This window comes from Streptomyces sp. NPDC048523 (assembly GCF_043199815.1).
GTDB lineage: Bacteria > Actinomycetota > Actinomycetes > Streptomycetales > Streptomycetaceae > Streptomyces.
Genome location: NZ_JBICWQ010000003.1, coordinates 486,560 through 505,394, shown reverse-complemented (window position 1 = coordinate 505,394; position 18,835 = coordinate 486,560). Strand labels below are relative to the sequence as shown.

The following is an 18,835-nucleotide window of genomic DNA, read 5'->3' as shown; positions in this document are numbered from 1 at the left end:
GCCACTGGTCCGCGAGTCGTTGCAGAGCCTGCTTCCGGACGATGAATGGCCCCATGCCGAGGCGATCAGCGGCTGGTGGAGCCGGCAGAACAATCCCGAGATCGACCTCATCGGCGCCGACCGCGAGCCGTTGGCCCGACGGGTGCACTGTGTCGGGTCGATCAAGTGGCTCGACAACCAGCCCTTCGGCCGCCATGAGTACGACGCCCTCGTCCGGGACATGCTTGCCGCCCCGGCGCCGATTCGACACCCACGTTTCGTGGTCTTTCGCTGCGGAGCGGCCAACGATCTGCCGCTGACCGCGCATTGTGAGCCTGAAAATTTCGTACGGGCACGGCAGCCCCGGTAGCCCTATCGGAAGGGGACGTTGAGCCAGGGACTGCCGGGTTCCGAGGTCAGGATCCTGTGGACGGTCACCATGTCCTGGTACCAACTGCCGAACTTCTCGTTGTCGAACTGCAGACAGCGGCCGAGGATGAAGGCGGCGGAGAATTCCTCCCAGGACTCATAGCAGCGGGCTGCGTTGTACCCGGCCTCGACGACGGCGGCCTCCGCTTCCGGCAGGTCGCAGTAGCGCGTGCTCAGACCCCAGCGGGCCATGCAGGAGGCGCGGCCCAGATCCCAGGCGTCGGCGGAGGTGACGTACTGCCCGTCACCGAGGATGCCGTCGGCGCGCATACGGGCCTCGTAGCGGGTGATACGGCCAATGAGGTGCTGGACGCCCTTGATGCGCGCCTCGGTCTCCGCCGCAGGGACGGGTTCGGTCTTCGTGATGCCGTCCGGGGTGAGAAGGGTCTCGCCCTCCGCACGCTGACGCAGAACGCGCGCGGCCGACTCCCGCCAGAAGGCGGTCTCGACGTATCCGCCGAAGTCACGGGCGATGACGCGGCGCAGACCGAGGGCGAATTCCCAGACCGGGTTGGCGCCGTCGGTGGACAGCAGGGCGTGCTGCTGGGCCCTGCCACTGCTGATGGCTTGTTATGCCCCACGAGGTTCGCAGCATTTCGCGTTCCGCGGGGTAGCCCTGACCGTGGTACGCCAGGGCGTTCCACGGTAGTCCCTGGCGGACGATGAGGTGAGCACCGCAAGCCAGCCCATGTGCCACGGGCCCGTGCAATGGGCCGCCCACCCGAAGAGTCCGCAGTGCTGCCTCGTCCGAGGGGCCCTTCTTTCGGTCGGTGTACTGGCCCCAGGCGTGGGAGTGCGGCGGCGCGGAGGGAAGGAATGCCTCGCACGGTGTCCTGGGATTGACAACGATCATGGGCGGGTCGGTCGGATCCCAGACCTTCGCGAACCACGAAAGCGGATACCAGTCGAACACGCGATGCGGTTCGGGCACGGGCAACATGCCCTCGGTGTAGACAGCCCAGATCCTCCCACCGGGGACTCGGGGGTCGGACTCGAAGAGGGGGCGAATATCAGTGGACCTGGCGTCCACCTTGTCGCGCCGAATCTCGAAGTACACCCGACTCTGCGCAAGTGCATCGAAGTACGCGGGCCAGTCGTCACGAGACTTGGCGTCCAGCAGCGCTTGCTCGACTTCCGAGGGAGGGGTCCAGGAAGGCGGAGTGGGAGGGCTGAAGCCCGCGGAAGCGGGACCGAACGACATTCTTCACCTGTTACTTCTCAGGTAATGGAACGCATCTTATTGCTTTCGAGTATATCCGCCGGATCCTATTCGAATCCGTTCGGAAGCCTGCGAGGGGATCCCTCACCCCTGAGCAATTCCGCCGCATCTTCCTGAGAGATCTCCATCAGCGCCTCGTGCATGTAGGAATCCATGTCGCTTGCGTAGGCTGGTAGCTCCAGTCGCCGAGAGCAGAAAGTGACATGCGCGGTGAGTGAGTCGCCATCGATTCCCCCCTCGGACAGCGAGACATATCCCAGCGCCGGCCACCGCTGGCTGGCCGGTACGGCCAGCAGGGCTGAGCAGGCGTATCCGAGAGACCTCCGCAGGAGTGACGCACGCCTCTCCGGACCGGATTTCGGGAGGTCATAGTCCATCATGCCGCGACCGTTCACGGTGGCCTCGTAGTGAACGACGTCCTCGAACTCCTGCACCCCAACTCCGGAGTAGCCGGAATAGAGGGCTCTAAGTAGTTGCGCCTCGCCGTCCATAATCCACCCCTCGCGCACGACTGCACGGAACTGGTCCGGTGCGTCTTCTTCTCGAACGCGAAATTCGACACCTTCGAGGAGATCGGCCATACTGGCATTCATCTTCATGGTCGTTCTTCTCCCAACATGCGCAGCCCCTTGTCAATACCGGCCTGAAATCCAGGGCTTTTACCGACTTCCTTCTCGATTGAGCGTGGAAGTCCATCAAAGTTCCCAGTTTCAAAATTATACTGGTATTTCGCAGTGAGATTGCTTTGGTCTTGGAAGTGCAACTGTCCGGCCCGCTGCCCGGGGTTAGGGTTCTCGACATCGATGCGATACGGGCCATGGTTCCACATTGTCTTGCTCGTCACTTGTGTGCCATTGGCGCCGATCATGCCGCTGGCACTAGCAGCCGGAGGAGGCTCCTCGATCCCGTACAACCGGCGCATGTCCTCAATGCGCCGACTGACAACGTCAGGGTTATAGGGGTCGTTCTTGAAAGCCGGTTGTGAGCTGTGCCCCCTGGGCAGGGGGCGGCACCCCGCCAGGCCGAGAGGATCTATCCACGTGTGTGGATTGTGGACGTAGGTGGTGGGATTGGGGGCGGGCGCGAGTCCCAACGGATCGGGGCTGGTGTAGCGCGCCGTTTCGGGGTCATAGTGCCGGAAGTAGTTGTAATGCAACCCCGTTTCCGGGTCGAAGTACTGGCCCGGGAAGCGGAGGGGTGTGTAGGCCGTGCTGTCCGCAGCCCATGCTGTTGTGCCCCACAGGGTGCTGCGGGTGCGCCAGGCTATGTCGCCGGACTCGTCGATGAGTTCGGTCGGGGTGCCGACCAGGTCGGTGACTATGGCGAAGAAGCGGGAGTCGATTTCGTCCTGGGGGGCGTCGGCGGCTGTGATGCGTTCCGTCTGGGTGAGGGGGTGCAGGCCCTGGTGGTTCCAGGTCAGCGTCACCGGGTTGGGGAGGGACGGGGACCTCGTCGTCTGTTCGCAGAGGGTCGTGCCGTCCCAGGTGAAGTCCACCTGTTCCAAGACCGACGTGCCGTCCCCCGCCAGGCGTTGCTTCGCGATGCGGCGGCCCAGCGGGTCGTAGCGGTAGCGCCACACCGTGCCGTCGGGGGTTGTCACCGCCGTCAGGCGGTCCTCCGCGTCCCATTCGTAGCGCCAGGTGTCCGGCTTGCGGGACAGGCGGGTTTTCTGGCGGAGGGTGATGCGGCCCGCTTCGTCGTGTTCGTAGCGGATGGCGCCGGCGCGGGTGATGCGGGTGCCCGTGTAGGTGCGGTCGCCGGTCGAGTCGTGGCCGGGGTGGCTGGAGGGCCAGGTCGCCTGCGTCTGGTTGCCCGCCTCGTCGTAGGCGTACGTCTCCGTCCAGTTCGCCGCGTGGACGGCCGTCACCCTGCCTGCCATGTCCAGGTCGAAGTGGCGCGTGCCGTTCAGGTGGTCGTCGATGGCCGTGAGGTTGCCGTCGGCTCGGTAGGTGTACGCGCGGTGCTGGAGGTGGGTGCCGGCCGGGCCGATGATGTCTTGCTTCTTCAGGCGGCCCAGAGGGTCGAAGGCCTGGGTGAGAGTGACCGACTCGGCTATGTGGCGGGTCAGTTCGCGGCCTGCCTCGTCATGCGTGAAGGTGAGGGTTCGGCCCGACACCGCCATGCCGGTGCGGTTGCCCGACGCGTCGTACGACCATGTCGTCGTCGCGGCGGACGGTGTAGTGCGGCTGGTGCGGCGGCCCAGCACGTCGTAGGTGTGGGTGAGCGTGCGGCCGTTCACCGTCTCCGACAGCACGCGGCCCGCTTCGTCCCGGTGCAGCATCAGGGTCGCGTCCGGGCCCGCCGCCTCCGTCAGGGCGCCCGTCAGGTCGTACCCGTACGTGGTGACCGCCCCGGCCGCGTCCTTGCGGATCACCTGGCCCAGGACGTCCCGCGAGAAGTGGATCGACTGGCCGGTAGCGGTTGTGGTGCCTCTCAGCTGACCGGCCCGGTCATGGTCGTACGTCAGCCTGCGGTCGTCGAAGTCCGTCTCCGCGATCAGGCGGCCTGCCGGGTCGTACTCGTAACTCCACGTCAGGCCCTGCGGGTTCACCACCTGCGTGAGGCGTAGTTCCGTGTCGTGGTCGAACTCGTAGCGCACGCCGTCCGGGTCCGTGCGGGCGGCCAGCAGGTCGAAGTGGGTGTATTCGTAGCGGGTCACCGCGCCCGACGCGTCCGTGTGGGCCGTGCAGTTGCCCTCGCCGTCGTAGGTCCAGGACTCCGCCGTGCCGTCCGCCGCCGTACGGCGGGACAGGCGGCCCTCCACCGTCCACTCCAGGCCCGTCTCAGAACCCGTCGGGTCCGTGATCGTCACCGGGCGGCCGAAGGCGTCGCGTTCATAGCGGGTCACCGCGCCCAGGGGGTCGGTGATCTCCAGGGGCAGGCCCGCCGCGTTGCAGCGGACCCTTGTGGTGTGGCCGAGCGCGTTGGTGACGGACTCCAGGTGGCCCTGGTCGTCGTATGTGAAGCGGGTCGTCGTACCCGCAGCGTCGGTCACCGCCGTGCGGTTGCCGAACTCGTCGAACTGCTGGGTGACGTGGGTTCCGTCGGGGCCGGACATCGCCACCGGCATGCCCTGGGCGTCGTAGGCGATGCTGGTGTAGCGGCCGTCGGGGCGGACTGCCAGGACCGTGCGGCCCGCCTCGTCGTAGGCATAGCCACGCGTGCGGCCCAGTGGGTCGGTGACGGTCAGCGGGCGGTGGGCCCGGTCGTAGGTGGTGTGGGTCGTGGCGCCGTCCGGGGTGGTCACCGCTGCCACGTGCAGGTCGCTGTTGATCTCGTAACGGGTGCTGTGGCCCAGGGAGTCGACCGCCGTGACCGTCCGATGCCCGGTGGTCGGGTCGGGGTCGCCGTAGGAGTAGGTGTAGCTCAGGTGGCCCGCCTCACCGCCCTGTGACGTGCAGCGGTCCTCGTCGTCGTAGACGTAGTGGTACGAGGAGTCGTTGGTGTCGGTCCAGGCGGTGATCCGGCCGGTGGAGTCGTTGGTGAAGCGGGTCGGCAGGCCCGAGGAGTTCGTCACCGTCGACAGGTGGCCATGCGCGTCGTAGGTGAAGCGAACCAATTCGATGTCGTCGGTCAGGTGCAGGACCGTGATCCGGCCGCCCTCGGTGGTGATCCTCAGGTCGTAGCCGGACGAGTGCACGATGCCCTTGGGGGCGCCCTCGTCGTCGTACTCGAAGGTGAGCCACTGGCTGCCCGAGCGGTCGATCAGCTGGGAGAGCAGGGCTATGCCGTCGCCGCCCGGGCCCGCGAAGTCCCAGACACGGCCGGACTCCGGGTCGGTGACCGTGTAGTCGCCCCACTCGTCCACCGTCAGCGGCCAGGAAGCGCCCTCAAGCGGCAGCACCGGGACACCTGGCGCCGGGTGCGGATACGCCAGCAACGAGCCGTCCTCGCGGACGAAGATGACTCCCTCGGCGTCGATCTCCAGCCGCTGGTCCGCCGTCGACGTCCAGCACGGGCCGAACCAGCGGCCCGCCCGGTACGACGACTCGAACTGGCGGGTGAAGATCAGAGGCAGCCGCGCGGGGAGGGTCACATCGGTCTGGGGCAGGGACATACGGCCGGTGGCCATGTCGATCGGGTCGCTGCCGAAGAGCTTGCACTTCAGTTCCCGGGCGACGTCCATGAGTCCCCGGCGCGTGCCCTGCCGTGCGGCGGCCGTCGCCGCGTCCTTCGCCACCCCGCGCAGAGCATCCCGCGCAGCCGCACGCCCCACACCACCCGCGCCCTTGCCCCCGATCAGGTTCGAGAGCAGATACCCCGCCGAGTCCCCCGGGTCGCTCGACCACCCCGTCCCCAGGATCGCCATCGGCAGCCGCTCCGGGTGCGCCGCCGTGCCCACCAGGCCCGCCAGCAGCAGCTGGGAGTTCTTCGTCCACTCGCCGGGGTGGGTCAGGTTGTACGGGTCCAGGGGGTTGACCGTGCGGGCCAGTTTCAGCATGTCCGTGCCGCCACGCAGGAGGCCGCCCAGGACGTGGACCGAGTTGAGCTGGGTGCCGACGAACAGGTCGGCCGCGCCCGCGCCCAGGCGGTCGGTGAACTCCGGTTTGGGCGGGGCCGATTCCAGCGCTGCCGCCAGCTTGCGACGGGCGTCCTGCGCCGCGTCCGTGCGCAGACGGCGCGCGTGGGACAGGATCTCCTGTGCTTCCTCGCGGCCCGCCGTCCCGGGGTCGACGAAGTCGCCCGGTTTCGTCGGCTTCGCTCCCGGATCGCCGCCCGCCTCGGCGGTCGCGTTGTAGCGGTCGGCCGCCTGGTTGTACGCCGTCACCTTCGCGTCGTACGCGTCCGCCGCCCGTCGTGAGGCGTCCTGCGCCCTGCGGTAGGCGTCGATCGCCGCCTGCGCCTGCTGCTGTGCCCAGCGGACCGTGTCCGCGTACGCGTCCAGAGCGCCGGCCGCCGCCGTGCACGCGTCCGCCGCCGTCAGCCACTGCTTCGGCTGTACGTCGAACTTCGCGCGGAACGCGTCCGCCGCCTGGCCCCGCCACTCGCCCGGGTCGAGCGAGCGCATGCCCTGGCCGACGTTCTCGAAGGCGGCCGCGAACTTCCGCAGGTGCCCGGCCCGTTCGCGGAGCGCCGGCTCGCTGCCGTGGACGAGTTCCTTCGGGTCCTCGCTCTCGCCCAGGGCGCGCTCGGCGACCGTGCCGCCCAGGCGGTTGTTCACGCTCTCGCCGAAGTCGCGGACCTTCTCCGCCGCGCCGTCGGCGCCCACGTCCGACAGCAGCCCCGCCGTTTTGTCCGTGCCCCAGTTGACGGCCTCGCCGACGCCCTTGTTCAGGCCGTCGGCCGCGCTCTCCAGACCGTCGCCGAAGCCGTCGACCAGATCTCCGAAGCCCATCAGTCCTCGCCCTCCCCGTCAGAGGCCGAAGAGGGGGGCCCGCTCCACTGCCAGTCCGTCCGGGGGTCGAAGAACGCGTCCGGTGTCACCGTCGATGTCGAGACGTCTTCCGCCGCCTGGGTCCAGGCCGCCTTCACCTCGTCCGCGCCCGACGTGAAGGACTCCGCGCTGTAGTCCGCGTTCGCCACCTGGCTGACCGGGTTGTCCTTCAGCGTCTCCGACCAGGAACGTGCCTTCACCTCGTCCGGGGACAGGTACGGGTTGCCCGTGCCGGCCGTCCACACCGACTTCAGGGTGTCGGAGACGTACTGCTCCTGCTCGTGGTAGATCCCCGCCGACAGGCCCAGTCGGCCCGCGAACTCGTTCGCGTCCTGCATCAGCGAGCGCACGCCCCAGCCCCAGCGGTCGCAGAAGTCGGCGAACACCTGCTGGAGGCCGTCGTCGCCCGTCTCCAGTCCGGTCATCGAGAGGTCGTCGAAGCCGCGGCCCAGGTTCGCCTCGATGTCGAAGCCGAACTCCTTGAGCTCCGCCATCGCCTGGTTGATGCCTCGGGTGATCCGTTCCATCGCCTCCGGATCGACCTGGTAGCCGTCGCTCACGTCGCCGACTCCTTCGAAGAGACGTCCACGGCCACCGCGTCCGGCACGATCCCCGTCACCGGGGGCAACACCAGGCCCGCCGGACTTCCCGCGTCCACCGCGATCCCCGTAGGACCGTCCACCCTCGGGATCACCTGGTCCAGCAGGCGCGCGCCGTACACCGGTATGCGCTCCGGTACGGCCTCACCCCGCGCCTCGGCGAATCGTTCCAGCGCCGCGAGATCCGTGAACGCGAACAGCCAGCGAATCCCGCCGGCCTCCGCCGACAGCAACGAGCCGTTCACGACCGGCACCAGTACCTGGCTGCGCCGGAACTCCCCCACTGCCGCGCGCAGGTTGCCCTGCCGCAACGTCTCGGCATCCACTCCAGCCGCCCCCGTCGTCACCCTCATCGAACGTCGCACAAGTGAACGACGATGCTAGACGATGCGGCTGAGAGCGACTTGGGCGTTTTCGGCCAGGCCCCGAACTCACACCGCCGCCACCGCCGACAACCGGTGCACATCCCGGGCCGTCCCCGTGACCCCCGACAAGAACCCCTGCGCCCGCGGCGAGGCCGTCTCCGTCAGCCAGTCCGGGTCGATGTCGCACACGGCCACGCGGACCCCCGTGCCCGCCAACGCCAGCGGCAGGGTGTGCACGACCGTCGAAGGGAAGCTGAGGATCGTACGGCCGATGGGTCCGCGTCGGGCGATCAGCTCCAGTGGGAGGTCGGGGCGGACGATCTCCAGCCCCGTCTCCACGGCCAGCCGGTGGAGCTTCTCCGTCGACTCGCGGCGGTGGGCGAAGTAGCGGGTCGCGCCATGGGACTTGGCCAGGCGGGTGACCGCCTCCACATAGCGGTCGGCGTCCACCACGCCTGTCTCCACCAGCGAGGTGCCGACCATGTCCGCGCCCTTCGTGATGCGCGGCGGGCCGAAGCGGCCGCGGGTCCAGGCGAAGGAGTGGGACGAGACCGTCACGCCTGCCGGGGTCTCCGCCATCGGCATCGAGGTGAAGATCCCGACTTCCCTGCCCTCCCCCGGCGTCAGGCGCTTGCGGGCCGCCGCCGATATCGGGGCGAAGGCGAGGTCGCGGGGGCTCGGGCGGCCACCCTTGCGGTGCCAGCGCACCAGGCGTTCGCCGCGGGCCAGTTGGGCGACGAACTCCATCGTCGCCGTGCCGTCGTCGACCACGACCAGGGCGGAGGCCCTGGTGATGGTGAGCAACAGCTGGACATAGCGGGAGAAGGGGTCGCCCAGGACCACGCGGTCCGCCCTGCGGAGCATGCCCGCCAGGCCGCCGATGGTCTGGAAGGGGGCCGCGGGGCCGCCCCTCGCCTCCTCCCAGCGGACCTCGTGGCCCTCCTCGCGGGCCAGTTCCGCCATGCGGCGCAGCTGGCCGCGGGTCATGGGGTCGGTCGGGGACAGCACGACGAGGGTGAGCTCCGCGCCGGGCGCGTGCCCGTGCGCCCACTCCAGCACGTTGAGCAGCTGGACCGGGCTCTCCACGAACGCGAGAGTGCGGGGGCCGGTGTTCCCGGCGCGGGGGCTCATCGACGTACGACCGTCCCGTCGTAAGGCGCTCATGCGGCGCGCGTAATGAACACCGGGTCCCGGACGGACAGTCGCCGGGGACCCGGTACCTGGTGGCTCAGACCGAGACCGGCTCGCCCGCCGCCGCGGCGATCTCCGCCTCGGCGACCACGCCGGTGACGCGGCGCAGCTTCTTCATGGGGCCGAGCTCGGAGTCGTAGACCTTCTTGACGCCGTCGCCGAGGGAGGCCTCGATGGTGCGGATGTCCCGCACGAGCCGCTGCAGGCCCTGCGGCTCCACCGACGCGGCCTGGTCGGAACCCCACATCGCGCGGTCCAGGGTGATGTGGCGCTCGACGAAGGTCGCGCCGAGGGCGACCGCGGCCAGCGTGGTCTGCAGGCCCGTCTCGTGGCCGGAGTAGCCGATCGGGACGTTCGGGTACTCCTCCTGGAGCGTGTTGATGACCCGGAGGTTGAGCTCCTCGGCCTTCGCCGGGTACGTCGAAGTGGCGTGGCAGAGAAGGATGTTCTCCGAGCCGAGGACCTCGACCGCGTGGCGGATCTGCTTCGGGGTGGACATGCCGGAGGAGAGGATGATCGTGCGGCCGGTGGCGCGCAGCGCCTTCAGCAGCTCGTCGTCCGTGAGGGAGGCGCTCGCCACCTTGTGGGCCGGGACGTCGAACTTCTCCAGGAAGGCGACGGCCTCGGTGTCCCACGGGGAGGCGAACCAGGCGATCCCCTTCTCCTTGCAGTACGCGTCGATCTGGCGGTACTCGTCCTCGCCGAACTCCACGCGGTGGCGGTAGTCGATGTAGGTCATCCGGCCCCAAGGGGTGTCACGCTCGATGTCCCACTGGTCGCGCGGGGTGCAGATCTCGGGCGTGCGCTTCTGGAACTTCACGGCGTCGCAGCCGGCCTCGGCGGCCACGTCGATGAGCTTGAAGGCGTTCTCCAGCTCGCCGTTGTGGTTGATGCCGATCTCGCCGCAGATGTAGACGGGCTGGCCGGGGCCGGCGATGCGCTCGGTGCCGAAGGTGCGCAGGCGGGAGTTAACAGACATGGCGGGAACGTTCCTTAACTGTCGAGGGAGTCGAGAGAGGGGCCGAGGATCCAGCTGGCGATCTCTCGGATCGCGCCGTCGCCACCGGGGACGGTGGTGACCGCACGGGCGGCGCCGCGTACCACGTCGTGGGCGCTCGCGACCGCCACGGGCCAGCCCACGAGGGCGAAGCACGGGAGGTCGTTGACGTCGTTGCCGACGTAGAGCACGCGCTCGGGCGCGATGCCCTGCTCCTCGCACCACTGCTTCAGTGCGAGGTCCTTCCGGTCGATGCCGTGCAGCACGGGGATCTTGAGCTTGCGTGCGCGGGCGGCGACGACCGGGTTCTGCTCCGTGGAGAGGATCAGCATCTTCAGGCCCGACTTGCGCAGGGCGGCGATGCCGAGTCCGTCGCCGCGGTGCACGGAGACGAACTCCTTTCCATCGGCGTCGATCAGCACCCGGTCGTCGGTCTGGGTGCCGTCGAAGTCCAGTACGGCCGCGTCGATGTCGTCGAAGGACGGCAGCGCTCCGGCGCGGTCGGCGTCGAAGAGGGGCGCCAGCGCGCGGGCCCTCGCGAGGTCGTGCGGGTCGTCGATCTCCAGCACGCGCGCGGGGTCCGTGCGGACCAGTTCCGTACGGCCGAAGAAACGATGCCGGTGCTTGCGGAAGCCCGGCGCGTCCATCGCGTAGGCGGCGCCGGTCTCCAGGAGGTCCTGGGGGCGGTCCTGGCGGCGGGGGCGGTAGGACTTGTCGTGGTTGACGCCGTAGCCGCCGGTGGCCGCGTCGGCCTCGTCCTCGGGGGACTCGGCGTCCCGCCAGATGAAGCCGTGGAAGGGGGCCACGGTGACCGCGGTGTCCGCGCCGTCCTCGACGATCGCGGCGGCGACCCCGTCGATGTCCTCGCGGACGACGAAGGGGCTGGTGCACTGCACGAACACCACCACGTCGACGGCCGCGCCGTGCAGGGCCTCGTGGGTGTCCAGGGCGTGCAGGACGGCCGCCTCCGAGGTGGCCGTGTCACCGGCGATGGCGGCGGGGCGCAGCACGACCTCGGCGCCGGCCTCGCGGGCGGCGGCGGCGATCGCCTGGTCGTCGGTGGAGACCACGACGTCGGTCACCAGCCGGGTGGCGAGGCACTCGCGCACCGCCCGTGCCACCAGCGGCACTCCCCCGACAGGGGCGAGGTTCTTCGCGGGCACGCCCTTGGAGCCGCCGCGCGCGGGGATCACCGCGAGCACCCGGCGCACCGAAGCGCCTTGGCCCGCTTGCGGGTTGGACATGGGGTCTGCTCCTTGCGAGAGGCCTGGGAAGGTGTTCACAGCTCCCCCATCCGCCGGATCACCGGAGCCACGCGCTGCACCCCGTGCCGGTAGGCGCCGCGGGCCGCGCGGCGGACGATCCGGCGGACCGGGCCCGGCTCCCTTTCGTGGGCGGGGGCGCCGGGCAGCGGTGTGCCGTCGGGTCCCAGGTGATGGCGGGCGAGGATGCCGGGGAGGTAGCCGGGGGCGGTGACGGGTGTGTAGTACGGGGTCAGCGGCGGCAGCTCGGGCGAGGCCAGCAGCTTGGTGATGCGCTCGCGCGCCGCGTCGAAGGCGTGCGCGTACGAACCTCCCCCGGAGGGGGTGCCCCCGGCGACCACTCCCTGGCGGGCCACCCACTCCTCGTCGGGCACCGGCCGGTGGCCCGCGTCCAGTTGGTCCCAGGAGGCGAGGCAGCCGGAGCCGACGAAGTGGTGGTTGCCGAGGACCTCGCGGATGCCCAGGTCGGTCAGCACGACCGTCGGGATGCCGCGGTGCAAGGACTCCAGCGCGGCCGTGGAGCTGACGGTGACCAGCAGGTCGGTCCGGTCCAGGACCTCGCCCATGTGGCCGTACACCAGACGGAAGTTGGCCGGCGGTTCGAGCCGCTGGACCAGCTTCTGGTACGGCAACTCCTCGATGTGCGTGGTGTGTTCACCGGGCCGGGAGCGCAGCTTGAGCAGCACCTCGCGCTCGGGGTGGAGGCGGGCGTGCCGGACGAGCCGGTTCAGCAGGTACACGCGGTCCCTGCGGTTGTCCGGCACCGAGGGCTGGACCGCGAACACCACGGTGTACGGGGCGTGTTCGCCTTCGTAGGCCGCACCGCCGAGGAACGGCAGCGCCACCTCGGTCACCGCGGAGGCGTCCGCGCCCACACCCTCGTACACCGCGCGGAAACGCTCGGCGTCCTGGCGGGAGTTGGCCAGGACCAGGTCGGCCCCGTGCCGCAGGAGCAGACCGTCGGCGAGCTTCTCGTAGACGACGCCGACATAGCCGGTGACGACGACGGGACGCTTCTCGAGGCCCTCCCAGACGCGCCCGAGCCCGTGCAGCATCGCCTGGACCCCGCCGCCGACCAGGGCCAGCACGACGAGGTCGTACGACGTCTCGGCCATGGCCCGCAGGAACTCGGCCGCGGTGACCTCCCGCAGGGAGTCCGCGCGCACGCCGACCTCTTGGAGCTGGCGTGCGGTGGGGGTGGCCCGGCCGCGCAGCAGGAATCCGTCCAGCGCGGGGCCCGCTTGCACCCCGTCTCGGGGTCCGGCTTCCATGGAGGGATCCGGAGCGATGCGGTCGGCGGTCAGCGCACCCCATTTCCAGCGGGTGTCGGAGTCCGCGAGGACGGCGATTCGAAGGGACTTCGTTGTACTTGGCGGCACGACGACGACGCTAGGAAGGAATTTCTAGGTCCCGCCCAACCGTGAATCAACGAGAAGTTAACAAAGGCCCACCGAGAGCCGAACTGGCCCGCCCAGGACCGGGAAGTACACGGGATGCACCGATCCGACACATCGAATTCACCCCCAGTCTCCTTTCCGGAAAGTTCTGCTGCCGGACCGCCTTCTAGCGTTTTGCGGGTGCCCAAGCTCTCCGTCATCGTGCCGTTCTACAACGTGCAGCAATACGCCCCCGACACCCTCCGAAGTCTTCGCCTGAATGCCCGCCGGGATTTCGAGTTCGTCCTGGTGAACGACAAATCCAAGGACGAGACTCCGGCGATTCTCGACCGTGCGGCCGAGGAGCTGTCGGACGTCGCCCAGGTGCGGGTCCTCCACCACGAGACGAACGGAGGGCTCGCCACCGCGCGCAACACCGGCCTGGACGCGGCGCGCGGCGAGTACCTGACGTTCCTGGACGGCGACGACTGGCTCGCGCCGGGCTACCTCACGCAACTGGTCTCCGCCATCGAGGAGTTGGGCTGCGACTTCGTCCGTACCGACCATGTGCAGACCGTCGCGCGCGCCCGGTCCGTGCACCGGGTCCCGATCGGGCGGCGGGGCGAGGTGCTGAACCCGCGGGACGCGATCCTGCCCGCCGACCGCTCGACCTCCGTGGACTACGCGTACGCGTGGGCCGGCGCCTACCACCGCCGTCTGCTCGACAAGGGCCTGCTGCACTTCACCGACGGGCTGCGCACGGCCGAGGACCGGCCGTGGATCTGGAAGCTGCACCGCGAGGCCGAGTCGTTCGCGGTGGTGAGCCTGCTGGGCGTGTTCTACCGGCGCGGGGTGGCCTCCTCCCTCACCCAGATCGGCGACGCCCGCCAGCTCGACTTCATCCGCGCCTTCGACCAGGTCATCGAGGAGACGGCCGCTGACCGGGACGCCGACAAGCTGCTCCCCAAGGCGGTGCGCACCTACTGCGCGATCATGGCCCACCATCTCTCCGACGAGTCCAAGTGGGAGCCGTCCGTGGCCAGGCAGCTGCGGGCGATGAGCGCGGCGGCCATGAGGCGGATGCCGCAGGACGCGCTCGGTGACGTACTCGACAGCATGGACCTGCGCCGTTCCGCCAAGCTGCGGCGGCTGCGGCGACGGGTCACCACAGCGAAGGCGGCCGCGTGATGCCCCCGACCGGTTCCCGTACGACCCAGATCTTCTGCGCCTCCACGCTGTACGGCGCGGTCACGCTGGCCGCCGCGATCGACTCGGACCTCTTCGAGGAACCCGAGCGGCGGGTGCTGCTGGTGTTCAACAACACGGCGACACCGGAGACGTCGACGCCGCTGGACGAGATGCCGGGCTTCGCGCCGCTGCGCGACCACTTCGACGAGGTGCTCTCCTGGAACGAGGCCATCCGCCCCTTCCACCCGGGCTCCTGGTCCCCTCGTCCGGACGACATCCCCCTGTTCGAGCGCTATCTGCGACTGCTGTGGGGCCTGGGCGAGGACCGGGTCGAACTGGTCCTGGAGTCCCTCCAGGTCGCCCCCGCCCTCACCGTCGCCCAGATCTTCACCGGCGCTCCCATCGACGTCTACGCCGACGGGCTGATGAGTTACGGCCCCACCCGCAGCAAGCTCGACCCGCTGGTCGGCACGCGCGTGCGCCGCCTGCTCCACCTGGACCTGATCGCGGGCCTCACGCCGATGCTGCTGACCGAGTTCGGCGTACCGCCGGTCGTGGTGCCGACGTCCGCCTTCCTGAAGGCGATGAGTGAACTGACCGCCGCCGTGGAGGAGTTGCCGCCGCTGCCGGACGACGCGGCCCTGCTGCTCGGCCAGTACCTCTCCGCGCTGGACATCCTCTCCCCCGAGGAGGAGGAGGCCCTGCACGTACGGATGCTGAAGGGCGCGGTCGCCAAGGGGCACCGTACGGTCGTCTTCAAGCCGCACCCCAGCGCGCCGGCCCGCTTCAGCCGTGCCCTGGAGGCCGAGGCCGAGAAGCTGGGCGTGGACCTCACCGTCCTGGACACCCCGGTCCTCGCCGAGGTGCTGTTCGAGAAGGCCCGGCCCGCACTGGTCGTCGGCTGCTTCTCCACCGCCCTGTTCACGGCCTCCGCCCTCTACGACCTGCCGGCCGCCCGCATCGGCACCGACCTGCTCCTCGAGCGGCTGACGCCGTACCAGAACAGCAACCGGGTGCCGGTGGTACTGGCGGACGCGGTGCTGGCGGATCTGGAGGGCCGCAAGGGCGAGGAGGCGGTGCCTGCCGACACGCTCAACTCCCTGGTGACCGCGCTGAGTTTCACGATGCAGGCGCAGCTCCACCCATCGCTGCGCCCGGCCGCGGAACGCTATCTCTCCCAGCACTTCGGCCCGCGCACCCGGCGCTACTTCCGCAAGAAGCGCCTGACCTCGCTCGGGCTGCCGGGCGGGATTCCGGAGCGGCTGGCCTTCCTGCCGCACAACGCGACGGCGCGCCGGGTGGTGCGCAGGGCGCGGGCCCTGAAGAAGGCCGTACGGCGATAGCGCCAAAAGCTCGGGCGGGGGTTGCTCCGGTGGGCCGGGAACACCGGGGGAATCCTGTCCGTCGGCCAGGTGAACCCTTGGAGAGAGCTGAGCGAAGAGCGACCTCCTCGAACAAAAGTGCTCAGGGCGCTGCCTAACCTGCTGGTGGACGCCACTTCTGCCTGCTAGGGGTACCACCGTGACCGAGACGGTCGTGAGCACCACCAAGCCGCAGTCCGTCACGGCTGCACCCGTTCGGGTCGCGCCGGTGAAGCGCGCGGGCGGCCGGCTCCGCGCGCTGGACGGGCTGCGGCTGATCGCCGCGCTGATGGTGGCGCTCTACCACTACGGCGGCCGCGGCGGCGTCGTCACCCAGGCGTGGGGCAGCTCGCCCAGGGAGCAGTTCCCCACCCTGCACACGCCGTTCGCCTACGGCTGTCTCGGCGTCCAGATCTTCTTCGTCATCAGCGGCTTCGTCATCTGCATGAGCGGCTGGGGCCGTCCGCTGCGCTCGTTCTTCGCCTCCCGCGTGTCCCGGCTGATGCCCGCGTACTGGGCGGCCGTCCTCCTCGTCGCCGGGATCTTCGCGCTCCCCTGGGTCGTCCACAAGACGGTCTCGCCGAGCGACGCCCTGGTGAACCTGACCCTGCTCCAGCAGCCGCTGGGCGTCGACCGGGTGCTCGGCGTCGACTGGACCCTGTGGGCGGAGATCCGCTTCTACGCCCTGTTCGCCCTGGTCGTGGTCCTGCCGGGGGCGAGCCGGCGCCGGGTCGTCATGTTCTGCGCGTGCTGGACCCTCGCGGCCGCGATCGCCCAGGGCGCGAAGATGCCACTGCTGGACATCGTGCTGATGCCGCAGTACGCGCCGTTCTTCATCGGCGGCATGGGTCTCTACCTGGTCCACCGCGACCGCAAGGACGCCTACGCGTGGGGCATCGTCGCCGTGAGCTTCCTGATCGGCCAGCACTACGCGGTGCGCGAGCTGTGGAACGTCTCGGACCCGAACGCCTTCGCCCACCGGACGTCGTACGGCATCGTCCTGGTCGTCGCCCTCGGGTTCCTCGCCGTCGCCGCGATCGCGCTCGGCCTGCTGGAGTGGGCGAACTGGCGCTGGCTGACGGTGGCCGGAGCGCTGACGTACCCCTTCTACCTGGTGCACGAACACCTGGGCTGGGTGGTGATCGAGGTCCTCCGCCGCGACCTGGGCCTGCCGTCGGGCGTGACCTTCCTCCTGACCCTCGCCTCCATGCTGACCCTGGCCTGGCTCCTGAACCGCTTCGTGGAGGACCGGTTGACTCCGCGGCTGCGTACGGCGCTCACCGCTCGGGCAGCGGGCGGACGCCGGGCTCGTCAGGGCTGAGTGCGGGTGGGGGTGCGTGGGGGTTCGCCGTGCCCCTGCGGGGCGTTCGCGTACCGCTTCTCGATTCCGTCGATCACCAGTGCCAGGCCCTCCTCGTAGTGCTGGTCGAAGTCCTGGAAGATCTCCGCACCCGCCGCCGACGACAACGGGAAGTCGGCCATCGCGCGGGCGCGTTCCGCCACGTCGAAGCCTTCGCGGCGCTCGCCGGGCAGCGGCTCCACGCCCTGTTCCTCGATGACGAAGCCGAGCGTGTAGAGGTACGACGTCGACGTGGCCCGGACCGCCTGGGCGAGGGTGAATCCGGCGGCCGTGAAGAGCCGGAGGGTCTCCTCCATCTGCTCGACGTGGACCAGGCCCGTGAAGCGTGAGCCGCTGTAGACCTTGGCGCCGTCGCGGTAGCCGAGCAGGGCGGTGCGCAGTCCGCGGTTGGCCTTGAGGAGCCGCTCGCGCCAGGTGTCGGACGGGTCGAGTGCGGTCCCGGCGACCATGCGCCGGAACATCTCCGTCGCCATCTCGTCGAGCAGCGCCTGCTTGTCCTTGAAGTGCCAGTACAGGGCGGGGGCCTTGACGTCGAGTTCCTTGGCGATGGCCCGCAGGCTGAGGCCGTCCAGGCCCACCTCGTTCAGGAGCCTCAGGGCGGTGTCGGCGACCCGGGCGCGGTCGAGGGGCGGGCGTTTCTCGGTACTCACGCTTGACAGCTTAACAGCGTTAAGGGCACTCTCGACGGCAGCGGAACTTAACAGCGTTAAGGAGATGGGTATGAACACGGACGTACTGGTCGTCGGCGCGGGCCCCACGGGTCTCGCTCTCGGTATCGACCTCGCCCGGCGGGGTGTGGACGCGCTGGTCGTGGAGAAGGCGGACCGGCTGTTCCCGGGTTCACGCGGCAAGGGCCTCCAGCCGCGCACCATGGAGGTCTTCGACGATCTCGGCGTGCTCGACGCGATCCGCGCGGTCGGCGGGAGCTACCCGGTCGGCATGGTCTGGCAGGACGGTGAGCGGGTCGGCGAGCACCGGATGTTCGACGAGGCCGAGGCGACGGAGGACTCGCCGTACAACGCATCGTGGATGGTGCCGCAGTGGCGCACCCAGGAGGTGCTGTTCGCACGGCTGGAGGAGCTGGGCGGGCGGGTGTCCTTCGGCCGGGAGGTCGTGGGGTTCGAGCAGGACGCGGACGGGGTGACCGTGCGCTTCGCGGCGGGAGCGGACGTCCGCGCCCGGTACGTGGTCGCCGCCGACGGCGGGCGCTCCGTCGTCCGCCGGACGCTCGGCATCGGCATGACCGGCGAGACGGTCGACGCGAACCCCCTCCTCGTCGCGGACGCCCGCATCACCGGCCTCGACCGGGACAACTGGCACGTCTTCCCGCCGCGCGGCGAGAGCGGCTACCTCGCGATCTGCCCGCTCGCCGGCACCGAGGACTTCCAGGTCGTGGCCCAGTTCCCGGAGGGCACGCGGGTGGACCTGTCTCCCGACGCGATCCGCACGGTCGTCGCGGCTCGCTCCCACCTGGCCCCCGAGTCGGTGACCGAGGTCCGCTGGGCCTCCGACTTCCGGCCCCGCGCGGCCCTCGCGGACCGTTTCCGCTCCGGCCGGGTCTTCCTCGCCGGTGACGCGGCCCACGTCCACTCCCCGGCCGGTGGTCAGGGCCTGAACACCAGCGTCCAGGACGCCTACAACCTGGGCTGGAAGCTGGGCGCGGTGCTGCGGGCCGGTGCCCCGGCCGCCCTCCTGGACACCTACGAGGAGGAACGCCGCCCCATCGCCGCGCAGATGCTCGGCATCTCGACGGGCGTGCACCGGGGAGAGGTCCGCCGGGGTGAGGCGACCCGCCAACTGGGCCTGGGCTACCGCGACTCGTCCCTCACGGAGGAGACACGGACGGCACCGGACGGACTCCGCGCGGGCGACCGCGCCCCCGACGGCAAGCTGGCGGGCACACGGCTCTTCGACGCGTTCCGGGGCCCGCACTGGACGCTGGTGGCGGTCGGGGCCGAGGCTCCGGAGCTGCCGGAATCGGTGCGGGTGGTCACCGGTGACGAGCAACCGTCGTACGGGAAGGGGCTGTTCCTGGTACGTCCGGACGGCTATGTGGGGTGGGCGGGCGAGGACGCCTCCAAGCTGACGGAGTATGTCGGCCGAGGCGTCACGCGCTAGCTGACGACACCTTCACC

General features: G+C 69.9%; 15 protein-coding genes. 5 read left to right on the top strand and 10 right to left on the bottom strand.

Features of this window, described 5'->3' with window-relative positions; translation table 11 throughout:
- Positions 1 to 19 precede the first annotated feature (19 nt).
- Complete coding sequence (locus tag ACGFWE_RS18130) at positions 20 to 349, top strand: hypothetical protein (protein WP_393600451.1); 330 nt, start codon at positions 20 to 22, stop codon at positions 347 to 349.
- Between the two features lie 2 nt (positions 350 to 351).
- On the opposite strand, the gene ACGFWE_RS18125 is transcribed toward ACGFWE_RS18130, so the two are convergent.
- From ACGFWE_RS18125 to ACGFWE_RS18085, 9 genes are all read right to left on the bottom strand, one after another.
- Complete coding sequence (locus ACGFWE_RS18125; protein WP_393600792.1) at positions 352 to 708, bottom strand: DUF1266 domain-containing protein; 357 nt, start codon at positions 706 to 708, stop codon at positions 352 to 354.
- A gap of 966 nt (positions 709 to 1,674) precedes the next feature.
- Positions 1,675 to 2,226 carry a hypothetical protein gene (locus ACGFWE_RS18120; RefSeq protein ID WP_393600450.1) on the bottom strand — a complete coding sequence of 184 codons (552 nt, stop codon included), beginning with the start codon at positions 2,224 to 2,226 and terminating at the stop codon, positions 1,675 to 1,677.
- Positions 2,223 to 6,962 carry a putative T7SS-secreted protein gene (locus tag ACGFWE_RS18115; RefSeq protein ID WP_393600449.1) on the bottom strand — a complete coding sequence of 1,580 codons (4,740 nt, stop codon included), beginning with the start codon at positions 6,960 to 6,962 and terminating at the stop codon, positions 2,223 to 2,225. The genes ACGFWE_RS18120 and ACGFWE_RS18115 overlap by 4 nt, the downstream gene beginning before the upstream one ends.
- On the bottom strand, positions 6,962 to 7,561 hold the full coding sequence (locus ACGFWE_RS18110; protein ID WP_352389056.1) for a hypothetical protein: 600 nt from the start codon (positions 7,559 to 7,561) through the stop codon (positions 6,962 to 6,964). Before ACGFWE_RS18110 ends, ACGFWE_RS18115 begins: the two co-directional genes overlap by 1 nt.
- Positions 7,558 to 7,926, bottom strand: a complete 369-nt coding sequence (locus tag ACGFWE_RS18105) for an SseB family protein (protein ID WP_352389057.1) — start codon at positions 7,924 to 7,926, stop codon at positions 7,558 to 7,560. Before ACGFWE_RS18105 ends, ACGFWE_RS18110 begins: the two co-directional genes overlap by 4 nt.
- Positions 7,927 to 8,031: 105 nt before the next feature.
- On the bottom strand, positions 8,032 to 9,096 hold the full coding sequence (locus ACGFWE_RS18100) for a hypothetical protein (protein ID WP_352389274.1): 1,065 nt from the start codon (positions 9,094 to 9,096) through the stop codon (positions 8,032 to 8,034).
- Between the two features lie 97 nt (positions 9,097 to 9,193).
- Positions 9,194 to 10,135 (bottom strand): N-acetylneuraminate synthase family protein, encoded by a 942-nt coding sequence (locus ACGFWE_RS18095; protein WP_393600448.1) that lies wholly within the window; start codon positions 10,133 to 10,135, stop codon positions 9,194 to 9,196.
- A gap of 14 nt (positions 10,136 to 10,149) precedes the next feature.
- Positions 10,150 to 11,397, bottom strand: a complete 1,248-nt coding sequence (locus tag ACGFWE_RS18090; RefSeq protein WP_393600447.1) for a cytidylyltransferase domain-containing protein — start codon at positions 11,395 to 11,397, stop codon at positions 10,150 to 10,152.
- Positions 11,398 to 11,432: 35 nt separating this feature from the next.
- The gene (locus ACGFWE_RS18085; protein WP_393600446.1) at positions 11,433 to 12,794 is read right to left on the bottom strand and encodes a DUF6716 putative glycosyltransferase; all 1,362 of its coding nucleotides are present in this window, start codon (positions 12,792 to 12,794) and stop codon (positions 11,433 to 11,435) included.
- 198 nt (positions 12,795 to 12,992) lie between these two features.
- On the opposite strand from ACGFWE_RS18085, the gene ACGFWE_RS18080 reads away from it, so the two are divergent.
- From ACGFWE_RS18080 to ACGFWE_RS18070, 3 genes are all read left to right on the top strand, one after another.
- Positions 12,993 to 13,979: a glycosyltransferase family 2 protein gene (locus tag ACGFWE_RS18080; protein ID WP_352389061.1), complete on the top strand. Its 987-nt coding sequence runs from the start codon at positions 12,993 to 12,995 to the stop codon at positions 13,977 to 13,979.
- Entirely contained in the window at positions 13,979 to 15,322 is a 1,344-nt protein-coding gene (locus ACGFWE_RS18075; protein WP_352389062.1) for an alpha-2,8-polysialyltransferase family protein, read from the top strand. The genes ACGFWE_RS18080 and ACGFWE_RS18075 overlap by 1 nt, the downstream gene beginning before the upstream one ends.
- 178 nt (positions 15,323 to 15,500) lie before the next feature.
- On the top strand, positions 15,501 to 16,661 hold the full coding sequence (locus ACGFWE_RS18070) for an acyltransferase family protein (RefSeq protein WP_393600445.1): 1,161 nt from the start codon (positions 15,501 to 15,503) through the stop codon (positions 16,659 to 16,661).
- Here ACGFWE_RS18070 and ACGFWE_RS18065 read toward each other — a convergent pair.
- Entirely contained in the window at positions 16,652 to 17,350 is a 699-nt protein-coding gene (locus ACGFWE_RS18065) for a TetR/AcrR family transcriptional regulator (RefSeq protein WP_393600444.1), read from the bottom strand. The genes ACGFWE_RS18070 and ACGFWE_RS18065 overlap by 10 nt on opposite strands.
- A gap of 70 nt (positions 17,351 to 17,420) precedes the next feature.
- On the opposite strand from ACGFWE_RS18065, the gene ACGFWE_RS18060 reads away from it, so the two are divergent.
- Complete coding sequence (locus tag ACGFWE_RS18060) at positions 17,421 to 18,818, top strand: FAD-dependent oxidoreductase (protein WP_393600443.1); 1,398 nt, start codon at positions 17,421 to 17,423, stop codon at positions 18,816 to 18,818.
- The last annotated feature ends 17 nt before the right edge of the window (positions 18,819 to 18,835 follow it).